Below are 15,331 nucleotides of genomic sequence, written 5' to 3'. Positions count from 1 at the left end.
GCTTACCTGAAAGAATAAGGAGGTTCGGATTGCTATGAAAATTGTTGTGGTCGGCGGTGTCGCCGGCGGTGCTTCCTTTGCGGCGAGGGCGAGAAGGCTGGATGAGAATGCCGAAATCATTGTCTTTGAGAGGGGGCCGCATATCTCCTTCTCAAACTGCGCGCTCCCCTTCTATTTGAGTGGGATGGTGGCTTCGGAAAATGCTCTGATTATGATGACACCCGAGCGCTTCTATCATCAGTTCAGGATTACAGCGAGAACCGAGCATGAGGTGCTGGAGATCTGCCGTGCAGAGAAGCGGATTCGGGTGAAGGATCTAAAGACAGGGGAGGAGCTGTGGGAGAGTTACGACACGCTCATGCTGTCTCCCGGCGCGGCGCCCCTTTTGCCGGCGTCCATTCCCGGCATTCATTCCGAAAATGTATTCACTGTTCGAAATGTAGTCGACATTGTGCGCCTGAAGAGCTATCTTTCCCGGGATGGGATCGAGAAGGTGGCAGTGGTCGGCGGAGGCTTCATCGGTGTGGAGGTGGCGGAGAACCTGCGCCTTATCGGAAAGCAGGTCACACTGCTTGAGGCTGCCCCGCAGATTCTGGCTCCCTTTGATTATGACATGGTGCAGACCCTGCACAAGGAGCTGCTCGACAATGGCGTCTCCCTCATCGTCGGAGACGGGATCGCTTCCGTGAATGCGGCTTCCGTGACGCTCCGATCCGGAAGGGAGATACCGGCGGATGCCGTCGTTATGGCGTTGGGCGTGCGTCCGGAGACGAGGCTCGCGGAGGAGGCGGGACTGGAGCTCGGAGAGACCGGCGGCATCCTTGTAGATCACAACTACCTGACGAGCGATAAGCATATTTATGCGGTGGGAGATGCCGTCGAGCTATATCACCGGCTGAAAAGAAAGAAGGCGAGACTCGCCCTCGCGGGGCCTGCGCAGCGGCAGGCAAGAGCAGCAGCTGACCATCTCTACGGCATCCCCCATAATAACAAGGGCGTCATCGGCTCGAGCTGTGTGCGGGTTTTCGGCATGAATGCGGCGGCGACGGGGCTGAATGAAAGAGAGGCAAAGGAGGAGGGAATCCCATACGGATACGCCTATGTACTTACCAATGATAGGGTTGGCATCCTGCCCGGCGCTTCCGTGCTCTGCCTGAAGCTGCTCTTCGAGTATCCTACCGGGAGACTGCTGGGGGCGCAGGCGATCGGCAGGGGAGAGGCGGACAAGCGGATCAATACCATCGCTGCCATGATTACGATGGGCGCGACGCTGGAGGATCTGAAGGAGCTGGAGTTGTGCTATGCGCCGCTTTACAGTACTGCGAAGGATGCGGTAAATCAGGCGGCGCTGGTCGGGCTCAATCTTCTCTACGGAAGATACCGGCAGGAGCCGGTTTCCGAGGTGCGAAATCTGGTCGAGAGCGGCGCGTATATTGTGGATGTGCGGGAGGCCCGCGAGTATGAGGCGGGGCATCTGAGGAACGCGGTGAACATTCCGCTCAGCCAGCTGCGAAGCCGCGCAGGAGAGATCCCGAAGGATCGTCCGGTTTATCTGCATTGCCGCTCCTCGCAGCGCAGTTACTTCGCGACCGTGGCGCTGCAGGGCATGGGCTTCGAGAATATCATCAATATCTCCGGCTCCTTCCTGGGGATCTGCCTCTTTGAGTATTATAACGATATCGTGCAGAACAGGGAAAAGATCGTGACGGCATATAACTTCCGATAAGAGTAAGGGAAGAAGGGAGCGAAGGAGAGGAGGCGGCCGAAGCCGCCTCCTCTCCTGTCCGGAAGTTTTCTTACTGGTTTTTATTTTCGGAAGCTGCCTCCTGCGCGGGCGGCTGTTTTCCGGCAGCAGTTTCCTGCGGTACGGAGGGGCTTCCTGCAGGTGTCTGTGTGCCGGCATTCGCTGTCCTGTTCGGGACAGGAGCTGCAGGAGAGAAGCCGCGCTGCGGCGGTATGGGATATCCCAGCCGGGCCCTTTCCGTAAGTGCCTTTTGGCGGCGGTTGCGGAATCCTTTCAGGATTCTCCTGCCGAGCAGGAAGAGAAGCAGGAAGATCACCGCGAGAACGACCAGCTGCGGGATGGAAGAGAGCAGGAAGACGGAGAAGTCTACCAGTCCCTCCGCAACGTCTCCGAAGCTCTGCCGGAAGCCGAGGCTGACCCGGTTCAGGAAGCCTGCCTTTATGGTCGGCGTGGGGATCGCTCTCTCCTGAATCTCGATGTATACGGTGCTGTATTGTACCTGATTGTCATAGAGTCGGAGATCTGATTCGAGACTGCTGAGCTCGTAGCGAATCTCGGAGAGACGGGATTCGAGGGCAATCACTGCCTCCATGGATTCCGCCTGCGCCATCAGCTCGAGCAGCCGCTGCTGTTCCGTCCGAAGTGTTTCCTTCCGAAGCTCTGTGTCGTGGTAGCTCAGTGTGATATCCTGTGTGCTCACAGATTTCCGGATCAGGTGCGCGGCGCCTGCGGAGTATTCCAGAAAGTCGTCGAGCTGCGCTGTCGGGATGCGGACGGTATAGGAGGCGCTGCGACTCGTCTGGTACTGCTCGGAGCCATAGATATTCGAGCTCTCGATGTAGCCATGGGACATCTGTATCTTCGCTTCCAGAGAGCGCAGAAATTCGTCGAAGTTTTCTGTTTCGAACTCGAGATCGGCGTTCCGGATCAGTTTCTTTTCCAGAGGCGTATCCGTGGAGGGTGTCGAATCCTCCGGCGCGTCCCCGAGCCCGGAAGAGCCGGAGGAGACGCCCTCAGAGTCTGCCGCAGCGTCAAGGCTGCGATTTTCCGCGCTGTAGTTCGCTGCGGTTTCCTCGTAAGCCATGGCGCCGGGCGCCGCCATGCCCGCCTCCTTATTGGCGCTATAGAGCATGGTGGGATCGTAGGCGGAGCTGTCCTCTCCGCCGCCGCAGGCGCTCAGGCAGAGTGCGGCGAGAATCGCGGCAGTGCCCGCGCTCCATTTCCACTTTCCCCTTCGATCAGATCGTTTCATACAATATCTCCTTTCTCTCCATACAGCGCTCCTGTCATAACGGCACGGAGCTTCCTGCTTCCATTGTAATCTCTTTCACCTATAATGACAAATTATAAATGCGGGGGGTCACAGGAGAAGCGAAAAAATTTTGATATTTTACACTGTATCCCGCGAAAAGCAGAATATTCCTTGTAATGCCATTTCCGCCTTGCTAAAATAGTGTAACAGTTCAGCTAAGCCATTCGCTGGAACAGAAATGATTGCTATAAATTTGGAACGGTATTTCGGCGAATTACGAATAAGGGCATCTGCCAAATAGATCTTTATGTCTGAATTATTACAAAACAGTAGAATTGAAGAAGAAAAGGGGGAGCTATGCCTGCCAAAAAGAAGGCGATTCCGCACAATACAGAGAGACAGATCCTGGTTACCGGGCACCGGAATCCGGATACGGATTCGATCTGCGCGGCGATCGCGTATGCGAGACTGAAAAATAAAATGACGGGGACGGAGAGCTATGTGCCCTGCCGCGCGGGAAGTCCCAACGGAGAGACCCGCTTTGTGCTCCGCTGCTTCAAGGTGCCGGAGCCGCGTCTCATTACGACGGTGCGCACGCAGCTCAGCGACATTGAATATAGGAAGACACCGGGCGTCCATAAGAATATGTCTCTGAAGGAGGCGTGGAACATTATGAACGAGGGTGATGTGGTGACGCTGCCGGCTGTCACGGACGACGGGGATCTCGAGGGACTGATTACCGTGGGGGATATCGCGAAGTCCTATATGAACGTCTATGACTCCGGCATTATTTCGAAGGCGCACACCCAGTACCGGAACATCCGGGAGACGCTGGAGGCGACGCTGGTGACGGGATCAGAGGAGCGCTTCTGTGAGGAGGGCAAGGTGCTGATCGCTGCGGCGAATCCGGAGATGATGAGCTACTACATCGAGAAGCACGACATCGTCATTCTGGGGAATCGTGCGGAGAATCAGCTCTCCGCGCTGGACAACGGCGCGGACTGCATCATTATCTGCGAGGGCGCGAATGTTTCCCCGACGATCAAGAGCCTCGCGGAGCAGAGCGGGATGCTGATCATGGTGACGAGCTATGATGCGTATACGGCGGCGCGGCTCATCAACCAGTCCATCCCGATCAGCTACTTCATGAAGACAGAGGGGCTGATTACCTTCGAGGAGGAGGACTTCATAGACGATATCCGGGAGATCATGGCGAGCAAGCGGCATCGGGATTTCCCGATTCTGGACAAGGACGGGCGCTATCTCGGCATGGTTTCGAGGCGGAACCTGCTGGGCAGCAGCGGCAAGAGCGTGATTATGGTTGATCACAATGAGCCGGGACAGGCGGTAGAGGGGATCGAGAGCGCCAATCTGCTGGAGATTATCGACCATCACCGCCTCGGCACGATACAGACGCTGGGGCCGGTGTATTTCCGGAACCAGCCGCTCGGCTGCACGAGTACCATTATTTATCAGATGTATCGGGAGCAGGGTATCGAGATTGACCCGCAGACGGCGGGGCTTCTGATGTCTGCCATCATTTCTGATACGCTGCTCTTCCGCTCGCCGACCTGTACGCCGCTTGACGAGGAGGTCGGGAGGGAGCTCGCGGAGCTCGCGGGCGTGGAGATCGAGAAGTATGCGGTGGAGATGTTCTCTGCCGGTTCCAATCTGAAAGGGAAGAGCGACAGGGAAATTTTCTATCAGGACTTCAAGCATTTCAATGCCGGCAAGCTTCGCTTCGGTGTGAGCCAGGTGACCTCTCTCAATGCCGGAGAGCTGGAGGCGCTGAAGCCGCGGCTCCTGCATTTCGCGAACGATGCGCTCGCTCAAGAGGAGCTGAATATGGGCTTTGTGATGCTGACGAATATTCTCGAGCAGAGCACCTTACTGCTCGCGGTGGGGAGCGGCGCGGGACAGCTCGTGGAGAACGCCTTCGGGGTGGCATGCGAGAGGGAGAGCGGCAGGCCGGATACGACGGAGGACGGCTACAGCGTGACGCTGCCGGGCGTGGTGTCCAGAAAGAAGCAGCTGGTGCCGCCGCTGACACTGTTCGCGGAGCAGCTGTAACAGGGGGAGCGGACGGTTTCTGCCGACAGCGCATGAGGACATCCGCCAAACGAATGCTTATGACGGAAAGTCTTCGGGAGAGCGGGCTTTCTTTTGCCATAGCGGTCAGGACGCTCTGCTTGGCGGAGCCGTTGCAGAGAGCCTGCGCGGATAGAAGGGAAGAATGATGCGGAATATTACGATGATTGGAATGCCGTCCAGCGGCAAGAGCATGATCGGCGTGCTGCTCGCGAAGCGGCTCGGCATGAGCTTTCTGGATCTGGACATCCTGATTCAGGAAAGGAGCGGCAGGCTTCTCAGGGAGCTGATCGCGGAAAGAGGACAGGAGGGCTTCCTGAAGCTGGAGGGAGACACGGCATGTACGCTGCATCCGGAGAATACGATTATTGCCCCCGGCGGCTCGATCTGCTATGAGGACTGGGCGATGGCGCATCTTCGTTCGATCTCGCGGGTCATATACCTCGATATCAGCTATGAGGAGCTGGAGAAGCGGGTCGGAGACCTGAAAAGCAGGGGCGTGGTGCTGCCGGAGGGCTATACGCTAAGGGACCTGTATGAGGAACGGCGGAAGCTCTACGAGCGTTATGCGGATCTCCGCATTCCAGAGGAAGGGCTGAGTGCCGATCAGGTGGTGGAGCAGCTTTATGATATAGTGAAGCGGAAGCGGTAGGTGCTGCCGGAAGGCTCTGAAGCAGCCCGTCGGGATTTATATATTTGGCGGAGCCCTGCGAAGCAGGGCATGGACGTTTGGTTTTGAGAGTTCGTTTGGAATAACTTCGTATGCGTCGATACAGTGCGGAGTTATTTTTTTGCCTGAATTTAAAAATAGAAACAAAAAAAATCAAAACAAAAGCCAAAAATACATTGATAAAAGACGAATATTGGGTATAATCACAGTGACAGACACGGCAAAATGACGAAAAAGCTGTGAAAGTGCGAGAAAAATAAGATAAAATGGAGGTGAAGATGAGAAGGAAGCGTTTGATATCCGCGGCATTATCCATTGTGATGCTTGTAGGCACGGCGGGGTGCGGCAGCAGGAGCATGCAGCAGACGACAGCGGTACAGCCGGAAGGTGTGACGGAAGCCGTATCCGAATCCGGAAAGCAGGGGGCGGACGGGAAAGCAGAGACGGAAGCGATGGAGACGCTGCCTTCCCATGGAGAGCGGGGGGCGGCAGCGGAGGATGCGGCGAAGCTGCGGGGAGAACAGAAATTTCGGGAAACGCCGGAGAAGACAGCGGCATATTTGAAGCACTATTTTGATATTGTGCTTCCTGAGCATCCCGATACAGCGGCATTTTCAGAGGCACTGAAGAAGATTTCAGGAAAAGATGTCATTGCGGAGGGAGAGCTGAATTGGGACAGCGCGGTCTCTATGGCGGTCTCGGCAGCGGGATATGAGGAGCTGGCGCTGACATATGATGACGAGAAGGCAGAGGAGCGTCTGCGGCAGTATGGCGTGGAGGCTGAGGGAAACGTTTTATCCCGGATTGCCTGTGCAGCGGATGTGGATCTGATCACGCCGGAGCAGGCTGTGCTGGCGGTACAGAGGAGCAGCATGGATGCCCCTTCGGCAGGCGGACTCCTGATGAGGGTGGCGGATGCGCTGGGGGCCGGAAGAAACTATCTGGGGCTGGCCAGTGATCCGGATATTTTCGGGAAGCTGGAGAAATCCTGGAATTCCTTCCAATTGTTTGAGGATCCGGTGCTTTCAGAGATAGGGAGAAAGGCCGTGGAGCAGAAAATCACTACCGGCTATGGTCTGAAATGTGCTTCCTATGATGCTAAGTTTTTGCCGGAACTTACCCTGCAGTATGGACATTCGGATATTCTTCACGCACACCAGCTGATCGGGCTCCTGGACAGTGAGAACATCAATGCCAGAATCCAGCTGGAGCCTAAGGTGAGTATTTATCAATACCTGCCGGAGTGGGGACCTGCGCCGGAAGCTACGCCGACCTATGAGGTGAAGAAATTCAGTGATGCGCTCTATTTGGTTTATGCAGTGGAATATGATCTGAAGCTGGAGTTTGCGGAGAAAGAGGAGATGCTGGCCTTTGACAGGGTAATCAAGGAATTTGCAAAGAAAAATTCTGACAATGCCGATATGAAGGGGTTGATTTACGGCTCCTGGTGGCAGCCTTTGTACAGCACGACCAGGGAGGATATGCCGCCAGAGGATTATCACCTTATTTACGACTGCGTCATGAAAAATGGACAGTATTCCATCCATCCCTTTACGACAGAGGAGAAAAAGGATGCGGTGCTTCGTCAGCTCTCGGCGCTGTCGGACGGGATATCGGCAGAGGCAGAGAAGCGATATGTCAATACCGCGTTTTACAATTACCTGTCCGGACAGGATTACCAGTAGGGCCATGCTGCCTGATGGAAGCATATATTGAACACAGGGCGAAACAGAAGGACATCAGGGGGAGAGTAGCGGTCTATGCATGCGATAGAGCGGGCGGAGCATATTATGACGGCACTGCAGAGGGACAAGGTAGTAGTGGTTACAGAGCTCAGCCATGAAATGCAGGTTACGGAGGAAACCGTCAGAAAGGATCTGGAAAAGCTGGAAAATCAAGGGAAGCTGCACCGGGTGCATGGTGGTGCATACCTGAATGATGGGTTCGGAAATGAAACGCCCTATGCGGTGCGCAGCAGGATCCTGCGCGCGGAAAAGGACAGGATCGGAAGACAGTGCCTGAAGCTCGTGCGGGAGCAGGAGCCGGTTTTCCTGGATGCCAGCACAACAGCAGCCAGTCTCGCGAGGGCGCTGGCAGAGAGCAGAAAGAGACTGATTGTCATTACGAATTCGCTGGAGGTAGTGAAAATACTGGAAGCTGCTCCGCAGATTCGGCTGGTGCTGCTGGGAGGAGAATTTGATCGGGCGTACGGCGCATTTGAGGGCAGCTCCGTGATCATGCAGCTCAGGCAATATTATATTCAGACTGCCTTTCTCAGTGGAGCGGGAATCAGTCTGGAGGCGGGAATGACGGATTCTGCGCCGGGAAGCGCGGAGATCCGGAGAGCCGTCATTGAACGGGCGAGCAGACGTGTTCTGATGGCGGACATGACGAAGATTGGCAGGAATGGCCCTTATGTCATCGGAGAGCTGGGGGATGTGGACTGTCTGGTTTCCGATGGATCAGTGGAGGCGAAGGATCAGGCGCTTTATGAAAAGCTGCTGGAAAACGAAGCGGAGGTCATGCGCGCGTAGGGAGGAGATAGCTATGGGCATGAGAGACAGGAGGGAGGCAGTATGACGAGGAGCTATGAACGGCTGAAAAGATGCTTTGAAAGCATAGAGGGAAGGATCCCTTTCCGCCCGAAGGCAGCGCTTGTGCTGGGCTCGGGATTGGGAGAGTATGCAGAGCATATACAGGTAGATGCCACGCTGGAATACCGTGACATTGCGGATTTTCCCGTGTCTACTGTCAGCGGGCATCGAGGAAGATTTGTGTTCGGGCATATCGGGACAGTGCCGGTCGTCATGATGCAGGGAAGAATACATTATTATGAGGGCTATTCCATGGAGGATGTGGTACTGCCGATCCGGCTGATGCACAGGATGGGAGCGGATCTCCTCTTTCTGACCAATGCCTCCGGATCTGTAAACCCGGAATTCCAGGCGGGAGATTTCATGCTGATCACAGATCATATCATGAATTTTGTCCCATCTCCGCTGATCGGACAAAATGAGGAGGCGCTGGGCTGCAGATTTCCGGATATGTCAGAGATTTACAGTCGGGAACTGCGGGAAAGCGTGAAAAGGATTGCGAGAGAGCTGGGAATCCCGCTTCGGGAGGGTGTTTATATCCAGACCAGCGGTCCGAATTTCGAAACACCGGCGGAGGTTCGCATGTGCCGTGTGCTGGGGGCTGACGCCGTAGGCATGAGTACAGCCTGTGAAGCGGTGGCAGCCAGACATATGGGTATGAAGATCTGCGGGATTTCCTGTATTTCCAATCTGGGAGCAGGATTGTCCCCGGAGACGCTGCGCGATGAGGATGTAAGGATCACGGCGGCGAGGGTAGCGCCGCAGTTCCGCAGGCTCGTAACTGCATTGATCAGCAGGATAGGGACGTCGGTACATCCGGGAGAGGAGAAGAGAGATGGATAGGGAAAATTTATCTGAGGAGGCAGTCAGCGAGCTGCTTTCCGGGATTGAGAATGTCAGGCTGAATGAAGAAGAGACGGCTGTGGTGATCATAGATCAGACAAAGCTTCCGGGGAAAACGGAATATTTGGAGCTGAAAACGGCAGAGGAGCTGTACGATGCGATTTTTGAGCTGAAAGTACGGGGGGCACCGGCGATCGGGATCTGCGCTGCCTATGGTATGTATATTCTGTCCAAACGGATTCGGGCGGAAAACGGTCTGCAGTTTTATGAAAAGTGTAAAGAGCACGCTGCATATCTGAACGCCTCGAGGCCGACAGCCGTGAATCTGAGCTGGGCTCTGCACCGTATGGAAAGGCTGGTAGAGGAGAATCTTTCTCATACTCCGGCAGAGCTGACAGAAATGCTGAGACAGGAGGGCCGCAGGATTCAGGCGGAGGATGCCGCTATGTGCAGGGCAATCTCGGAATACGGGGTTTCTCTGCTCAGAGAGGGAGACGGCATCCTGACACATTGCAATGCAGGGCCGCTTGCCACCTCAAGGTATGGAACTGCACTGGGACCTCTTTTTCTCGGGAAAGAACGGGGCATGCACTTCCATGTTTTTTCGGATGAGACAAGACCCTTATTGCAGGGTGCGAGGCTGACCTCCTATGAGCTGGAGCAGGCGGGGATTGATGTGACACTGATCTGTGACAATATGGCGAGTATTGTAATGAAGAACGGATGGGTGCAGGCATGCATGGTGGGCTGCGACCGGATCGCTGCCAATGGGGATACTGCCAACAAGATCGGCACCAGCGGGGTGGCGATTCTGGCGAAGCACTATGGGATTCCGTTTTATGTGCTGGGACCCAGCTCAACCATTGATTTTCAGTGCAAAACGGGGGAGGACATAGAAATAGAGCAGAGAAATCCGGATGAAATCAAAAGCAAGTTCTATGCGCGTCCGATGGCTCCAGAGTCTGTGAAATGCTATAATCCCGCATTCGATGTCACGGATCATACACTGATTTCCGCGATCATTACAGAGCGGGGCATCCTGAGAGCGCCATTCGAATCATCGCTGGCAGAGGCATTTCCGGAAAGAGCAGGAGCCGGGCGATAGGCGGAGCCGATCGGATGAAAAAAGAAGCTTCTGACCCTTTTACGGGTCAGTGAAAAAGGAAAGAAAAGAGAGGTATGGAGTATGAAAAAATTATGGAAAGCACTCACGGGTATTGTGCTGACGGCATCGCTTCTGAGCGGCTGCGGAGCTTCCGCACAAACAGCAGCGACGACGGCAGCGGGGACAGCAGGCAGCATGGAGACCTCGACAGGAGGTTCTGCAGAAGGCATGCAGACGGGAGATGCCCAAAGCGGATTGAGGATCGCCATTGTCACGAGTCCTTCCGGTGTGGATGACGGGAGCTTCAATCAGGATAATTATAATGGCATTCAGGCTTTTCTCAAAAAGCATCCGGATGCGACAGCTACGCCGGTTCGTGAGGAGAGCGGGGATACGGCGGCAGCAATTCAGGCAGTTGCGGATATTGTGGCGGATTATGACGTCATTGTATGCTGCGGATTCCAGTTCGCAGGGATCGGCGGCATCGCCGTGGACAATCCGGATACGAAGTTCATCCTGGTGGATTCCTATCCTGCGGATGCCGAGGGGAATGAGGTAAGCTGTGACAATGTGTATGCCATGCAGTTTAAGGAGCAGGAAAGCGGCTTCTTTGCAGGTGTGGCGGCAGCATTGGAGTCAGAGAGCAAGAAGGTGGCGGTCGTGAACGGGATTGCCTATCCGTCCAATGTGAATTACCAGTACGGCTTTGAATCCGGCGTAAACTATGCCAATGCGAAATACAGTGCAGGTGCAGAATGTGTGGAGATTCCCTCCTATGCGGGAACGGATGTGACCAATGCGAATGTCGGCGGCAATTATATCGGCAGCTTTTCTGATGAAGCGAGTGGAAAGGTCGTGGGGAAGGCACTTCTGGATAAGGGCTGCGACATCCTTTTCGTGGCGGCCGGAGGCTCCGGAAACGGCGTATTTACCGCGGTGAAGGAGGCTGCAAACGCGAAGGTCATCGGCTGTGATGTGGATCAGTATGACGATGGCGCAAATGGTGATGCCAATATTATCCTGACCTCCGTACTCAAGGTCATGCATTCCAATGTAGAAAAGCAGCTGGAAGCGGTTGCGGCCGGCAGCTTTCACGGAGAAAATGCGCTTCTGGGCGCAGATACGGATTCCACGGGATATGTGAGTGCAGAGGGTCGGCAGCAGCTGTCTCCGGAGACGCTCCAAAAGCTGGAGGAGTGCTATAAAAAGGTACAGAGTGGAGAAATCGTGCCGGCAGCGAATTTCAATCAGATGACGCCGGACAATTTCACAGGTCTGAAATAAGCGGAAAGCGGGATAAAGGCTGTCGGAAGGGCTGCCCGGTATGGAGGAGACTCGTACCGGGCAGCTGTCCTATCGGCAAAGGGCTTACGGAAAGATGGGGGCTGGAGAGGAAAAGCATGTCCGAATATATTGTTGAAATGAAGCATATCACCAAGCGGTTTCCGGGGATCGTCGCCAATGACGATGTGACGCTTCGCATCCGGAAGGGAGAGATCTTTGCACTGCTGGGTGAAAATGGCGCGGGGAAGTCTACGCTCATGAGCATGCTGTTTGGTATGTACGAGCCGGATGCGGGCGAGATCTGGATTCGCGGGAAACGAGAGCGAATTACATCTCCAAGCTATGCGGCCGGACTGAATATCGGGATGGTGCATCAGCACTTCAAGCTGGTGCAGAATTATACCATTACGGAGAATATCATCCTCGGCCTGCCCTGTGAGGACAGACGGCTGGGAATCCTGCCTTTTGTGGATCTGAAGAAAGCTGACAGGCGGGTGGCGGCACTTTCTGCGAAATACGGACTGGAGGTCAATCCGACAGACCGGATCGAGAATGTTGGGGTTTCGGTACAGCAGCGTGTGGAGATCCTGAAGATGCTGTACCGGGAAGCGGAGATTCTGATTTTTGATGAGCCCACTGCGGTACTGACACCGCAGGAAATCCGCTTTCTCCTGGAAATCATACAGGGACTCAGGGAAAAGGGGAAAACCATTATTCTGATCACGCATAAGCTGGAGGAAATCAAGCAGGTGGCGGATCGATGTGCCATTCTGAATCGGGGGCGCCTCATTGACGTTCTGGATGTTGCGGAGACCTCTACGAGAAGGATGGCGAATCTCATGGTGGGACGAGAGGTTTCCTTCGAGGTGAAGAAGCCGGACAGGGAATTCGGAGAAACGGTGCTGGAGCTGCGGAATCTTACTGTGAAAAACCGGGATGGGTTTTCGGTAGTAAAAAATGTATCATTTTCTGTCCGAAGCGGAGAGATTTTCGCCATTGCAGGTGTGGCAGGAAATGGACAGATCGAAATTGCAGATGCCATTGCGGGACTGGAAAAGATCGCCGGCGGACAGATCCTGCTGCAGGGCAGGGAGATCAGCCGGGAAACGATCCGGAAGAGAAGCAGAGCGGGGATTTCTTATATCCCGGAGGACCGACAGGAGTTTGGGCTGGTAATGGATTTTTCTTTGGAGAATAATCTGGTGCTGAAAACCTATGACCTTCCCGGCTTTTCGCGGCATGGGGTTCTGAGGCAGAGAGCGATTACGGAGTATGGAGAGCGGCTGATCAGGGAGTATGATATCCGAAGTGCTGAGGGCGGACGTACGATCGTACGCTCCATGAGCGGAGGGAATCAGCAGAAGGCAATCATCGGAAGAGAGATCGCGCTGGATTCAGCGCTGCTGATTTTTGTGCAGCCTACACGGGGCCTGGATATCGGCGCAATAGAAAATATTCACAGACAGATCATACAGGAACGGAATGCGGGAAAGGCGATTCTCCTGATTTCACTGGAGCTGGATGAAATCATGAACTGTGCGGATACCATCGGGGTAATCTATAATGGGGAAATGCAGACGATTGCAGAGGCGAAGGCGCTGACAACCAATCAGGTGGGAGAATTTATGATGGGGGTAAGGACGGATGAGAAAGGGTAGAGATACAGGAAAACGCCTGCTGGTTCGGCTGTTGGGGCAGGATCGTACACAGGGGGCTGCGATCCCGGTGTTTGCAGTGCTGCTCAGCCTGTTTGCGGGGGCACTGATCGTTCTGCTGCAGGGCAAAAATCCGTTCCTTGCCTATATGAACCTGCTGCAGGGCTCCGGACTTCTGCCAAAGGAAAGCTATGCGGGCTACAAAAGCATGCTGACAGATTTCACCAGCTTCCTCAATGCCTGGACGCCGATGCTGTTCGCGTCACTGTCTGTAGCGGTAGCGCTTCATGCGGGGCTGTTTAATATCGGGGTAGCCGGGCAGATGCTGACGGCGGGCTTCGTTGCGACGCTGTTTGTGGGTTACAGTGCGCTGCCGGCGGCTGTTGCCAGACCTTTGGTGATCCTCTGCGGAATCCTGACCGGAATGCTGTTGGGAGCATTCGTGGGCTTTTTGAAGTATCGCTTTAATATCAATGAAGTGGTATCCACGATTATGATCAACTATATTGCTCAATATGTCATCAGCTTTTTTATCAATACCTACTATGTTAATCCTGTTTCCCGTCAGTCCCGTCCTGTTTCGCCGTCTGCCAGACTGACGCTGATGGATACGCCGGTAGGAAATCTGAAAATGGATATTCCGCTGGGAATTCTGCTGGCGATTGCCGCTGCATTTTTGATCCGGTTTCTGTTGGAGCGAACATGCTTTGGCTTCGAGATAAAGAGCGTGGGCTTCAGCAGGAATGCAGCCCGCTATGCCGGAATCAATGTGGGAAAGAATCTGTTGATGGCCATGGCGGTTTCCGGAGCGCTGGCAGGGCTTGCGGGAGTGAGCTATTATCTGGGCTATTTCGGCTCCATTCAGCCCAGAGTGCTGCCGGGAACCGGGTTTGACTCTATTGCTGTCGCGCTTCTCGCGGACAGCAATCCCATAGGCATCCTCTTCTTTTCCTTTTTCATCACCATTCTGGGGAAGGGGAGTACCTATATGAATTCTGCGTCAGGTCTGGAATCGGAGATCGCGTCTGTGATCACGGGGATGATCCTGTTGTTTTCTGCCTGCAATGCATATATTCGATTTTATGTAAATCGCGCCAAGCTGGAGCTGAAAGAGGAAAGGAAGGGGGGAGAACGCTGATGGAACGAATCATCATTGACGGGCTGTCCTTTTCCCTTCCGCTGTTTATCATGGCTGTGGGAGGGATTTACAGTGAAAAGAGCGGCGTGACAAACCTTGCGCTGGAGGGATTTCAGGGAATGGGTGCGTTTACCGGCGCATTGGCAGCAGTTCTTCTGATGAATGCAGGCATCGGCAGCGGGATGCAGTTCTGCGCTGCACTTCTGTTTGCAGTTCTGGGAGGGGCGCTGTATTCCCTGCTGCATGCGCTGCTGTCCATCCGGATGAAGGCGAATCAGGTGATCAGCGGCGTAGTGCTGAATATTCTGGCGATGTCTCTGACGGCTTATCTGACGAAGGCGCTTAACAGGGGGCTTTTTGGAGCAGCTTCCGATAAGTTTGTGCTGGGCGTATCCATGCGCCTTTCGATTCCGCTGCTTTCTGCGATGCCTGTGCTTGGTGCATTTTTCAAGGAGCTTTACCCCTTTGAAATCATTATATTTGCGGCAGCGATCGTATGCTGGTACGTTCTGTATCAGACCCGATACGGGATGAATCTTCGTGCCTGCGGTGACAACCCTCATGCGGTAGATGCAGCGGGAGTAAATGTGGGGGGCGTCAGGACGATAGCAGTCATGCTGTCCGGTGCCTTGTCCGGTCTTGCCGGTATCTGCTTTGCCTATTCTATTTCCGGAAACTTTTCTGCAAGCATTTTCATGGGATATGGGTATCTGGCGATTGCCGCGATGATCTTCGGAAACTGGAACATTCTCCCTACACTGGGCTCCTGTCTGCTGTTTGGCTTCGCCCGGTCAGGCGGTTATTATCTGGTGCAAAAAATGCAGATGCCCAGCAGCTTCGCGGATCTGGCAATGACGCTTCCCTATGTATTGACGTTACTGCTTCTGGTTTTCTTCTCCGGCTGGAACCGGGCCCCCAGGGCTTTGGGAGAGATTTATGATAAGGGAAAGAGGTAATG

Annotated in this window: 12 protein-coding genes; 11 read left to right on the top strand and 1 reads right to left on the bottom strand. The window is 54.5% G+C overall.

The window, feature by feature from the left end:
* Window positions 1-34 precede the first annotated feature (34 nt).
* Window positions 35-1,726, top strand: coding sequence for an FAD-dependent oxidoreductase (locus HW273_RS09360; protein WP_179011807.1), 1,692 nt, complete (start codon window positions 35-37; stop codon window positions 1,724-1,726).
* A 70-nt stretch (window positions 1,727-1,796) separates the two neighbouring features.
* Here HW273_RS09360 and HW273_RS09355 read toward each other — a convergent pair whose 3' ends face one another.
* Complete coding sequence (locus HW273_RS09355; protein WP_179011805.1) at window positions 1,797-2,996, bottom strand: DUF4349 domain-containing protein; 1,200 nt, start codon at window positions 2,994-2,996, stop codon at window positions 1,797-1,799.
* A gap of 357 nt (window positions 2,997-3,353) precedes the next feature.
* Here HW273_RS09355 and HW273_RS09350 point away from each other — a divergent pair, with 357 nt between their 5' ends.
* The 10 genes from HW273_RS09350 to HW273_RS09305 all read left to right on the top strand — a co-directional run bounded on the left by HW273_RS09350 (window position 3,354) and on the right by HW273_RS09305 (window position 15,329).
* Window positions 3,354-5,066, top strand: a complete 1,713-nt coding sequence (locus HW273_RS09350) for a putative manganese-dependent inorganic diphosphatase (RefSeq protein WP_179011803.1) — start codon at window positions 3,354-3,356, stop codon at window positions 5,064-5,066.
* Window positions 5,067-5,229: 163 nt separating this feature from the next.
* Window positions 5,230-5,736, top strand: a complete 507-nt coding sequence (locus HW273_RS09345) for a shikimate kinase (RefSeq protein ID WP_179011801.1) — start codon at window positions 5,230-5,232, stop codon at window positions 5,734-5,736.
* Between the two features lie 296 nt (window positions 5,737-6,032).
* Window positions 6,033-7,439, top strand: coding sequence for a hypothetical protein (locus HW273_RS09340; RefSeq protein ID WP_179011798.1), 1,407 nt, complete (start codon window positions 6,033-6,035; stop codon window positions 7,437-7,439).
* Between the two features lie 75 nt (window positions 7,440-7,514).
* Window positions 7,515-8,288 carry a DeoR/GlpR family DNA-binding transcription regulator gene (locus tag HW273_RS09335; protein ID WP_179011796.1) on the top strand — a complete coding sequence of 258 codons (774 nt, stop codon included), beginning with the start codon at window positions 7,515-7,517 and terminating at the stop codon, window positions 8,286-8,288.
* Window positions 8,289-8,330: 42 nt separating this feature from the next.
* Window positions 8,331-9,191 carry a purine-nucleoside phosphorylase gene (locus HW273_RS09330; RefSeq protein WP_179011794.1) on the top strand — a complete coding sequence of 287 codons (861 nt, stop codon included), beginning with the start codon at window positions 8,331-8,333 and terminating at the stop codon, window positions 9,189-9,191.
* Entirely contained in the window at window positions 9,184-10,296 is a 1,113-nt protein-coding gene (gene mtnA, locus HW273_RS09325) for an S-methyl-5-thioribose-1-phosphate isomerase (protein WP_179011792.1), read from the top strand. Before HW273_RS09330 ends, mtnA begins: the two co-directional genes overlap by 8 nt.
* Before the next feature lie 81 nt (window positions 10,297-10,377).
* Window positions 10,378-11,580 carry a BMP family lipoprotein gene (locus HW273_RS09320; protein ID WP_179011790.1) on the top strand — a complete coding sequence of 401 codons (1,203 nt, stop codon included), beginning with the start codon at window positions 10,378-10,380 and terminating at the stop codon, window positions 11,578-11,580.
* Between the two features lie 116 nt (window positions 11,581-11,696).
* A complete protein-coding gene (locus HW273_RS09315) occupies window positions 11,697-13,238 on the top strand; it encodes an ABC transporter ATP-binding protein (RefSeq protein WP_179011787.1) in 1,542 nt (513 codons plus the stop codon).
* Window positions 13,225-14,373: an ABC transporter permease gene (locus HW273_RS09310; protein ID WP_179011785.1), complete on the top strand. Its 1,149-nt coding sequence runs from the start codon at window positions 13,225-13,227 to the stop codon at window positions 14,371-14,373. The genes HW273_RS09315 and HW273_RS09310 overlap by 14 nt, the downstream gene beginning before the upstream one ends.
* Entirely contained in the window at window positions 14,373-15,329 is a 957-nt protein-coding gene (locus HW273_RS09305; RefSeq protein ID WP_179011783.1) for an ABC transporter permease, read from the top strand. The genes HW273_RS09310 and HW273_RS09305 overlap by 1 nt, the downstream gene beginning before the upstream one ends.
* Window positions 15,330-15,331 lie beyond the last annotated feature (2 nt).

Source organism: Oribacterium sp. oral taxon 102 (assembly GCF_013394775.1).
Lineage (GTDB): Bacteria > Bacillota > Clostridia > Lachnospirales > Lachnospiraceae > Oribacterium.
The sequence above is the reverse complement of the archived record's forward strand: the minus strand, read 5'-3'. Positions and strand labels throughout refer to the sequence as shown.

What these genes read in the sequence shown, in the direction of transcription:
- mtnA (WP_179011792.1), top strand. Translation starts at nt 9,184, where the DNA reads ATGGATAGGGAAAATTTATCTGAGGAGGCAGTCAGCGAGCTGCTTTCC.
- HW273_RS09340 (WP_179011798.1), top strand. Translation starts at nt 6,033, where the DNA reads ATGAGAAGGAAGCGTTTGATATCCGCGGCATTATCCATTGTGATGCTT.
- HW273_RS09350 (WP_179011803.1), top strand. Translation starts at nt 3,354, where the DNA reads ATGCCTGCCAAAAAGAAGGCGATTCCGCACAATACAGAGAGACAGATC.
- HW273_RS09335 (WP_179011796.1), top strand. Translation starts at nt 7,515, where the DNA reads ATGCATGCGATAGAGCGGGCGGAGCATATTATGACGGCACTGCAGAGG.
- HW273_RS09345 (WP_179011801.1), top strand. Translation starts at nt 5,230, where the DNA reads ATGATGCGGAATATTACGATGATTGGAATGCCGTCCAGCGGCAAGAGC.
- HW273_RS09355 (WP_179011805.1), bottom strand. Translation starts at nt 2,996, where the DNA reads ATGAAACGATCTGATCGAAGGGGAAAGTGGAAATGGAGCGCGGGCACT.
- HW273_RS09310 (WP_179011785.1), top strand. Translation starts at nt 13,225, where the DNA reads ATGAGAAAGGGTAGAGATACAGGAAAACGCCTGCTGGTTCGGCTGTTG.
- HW273_RS09315 (WP_179011787.1), top strand. Translation starts at nt 11,697, where the DNA reads ATGTCCGAATATATTGTTGAAATGAAGCATATCACCAAGCGGTTTCCG.
- HW273_RS09305 (WP_179011783.1), top strand. Translation starts at nt 14,373, where the DNA reads ATGGAACGAATCATCATTGACGGGCTGTCCTTTTCCCTTCCGCTGTTT.
- HW273_RS09360 (WP_179011807.1), top strand. Translation starts at nt 35, where the DNA reads ATGAAAATTGTTGTGGTCGGCGGTGTCGCCGGCGGTGCTTCCTTTGCG.
- HW273_RS09330 (WP_179011794.1), top strand. Translation starts at nt 8,331, where the DNA reads ATGACGAGGAGCTATGAACGGCTGAAAAGATGCTTTGAAAGCATAGAG.
- HW273_RS09320 (WP_179011790.1), top strand. Translation starts at nt 10,378, where the DNA reads ATGAAAAAATTATGGAAAGCACTCACGGGTATTGTGCTGACGGCATCG.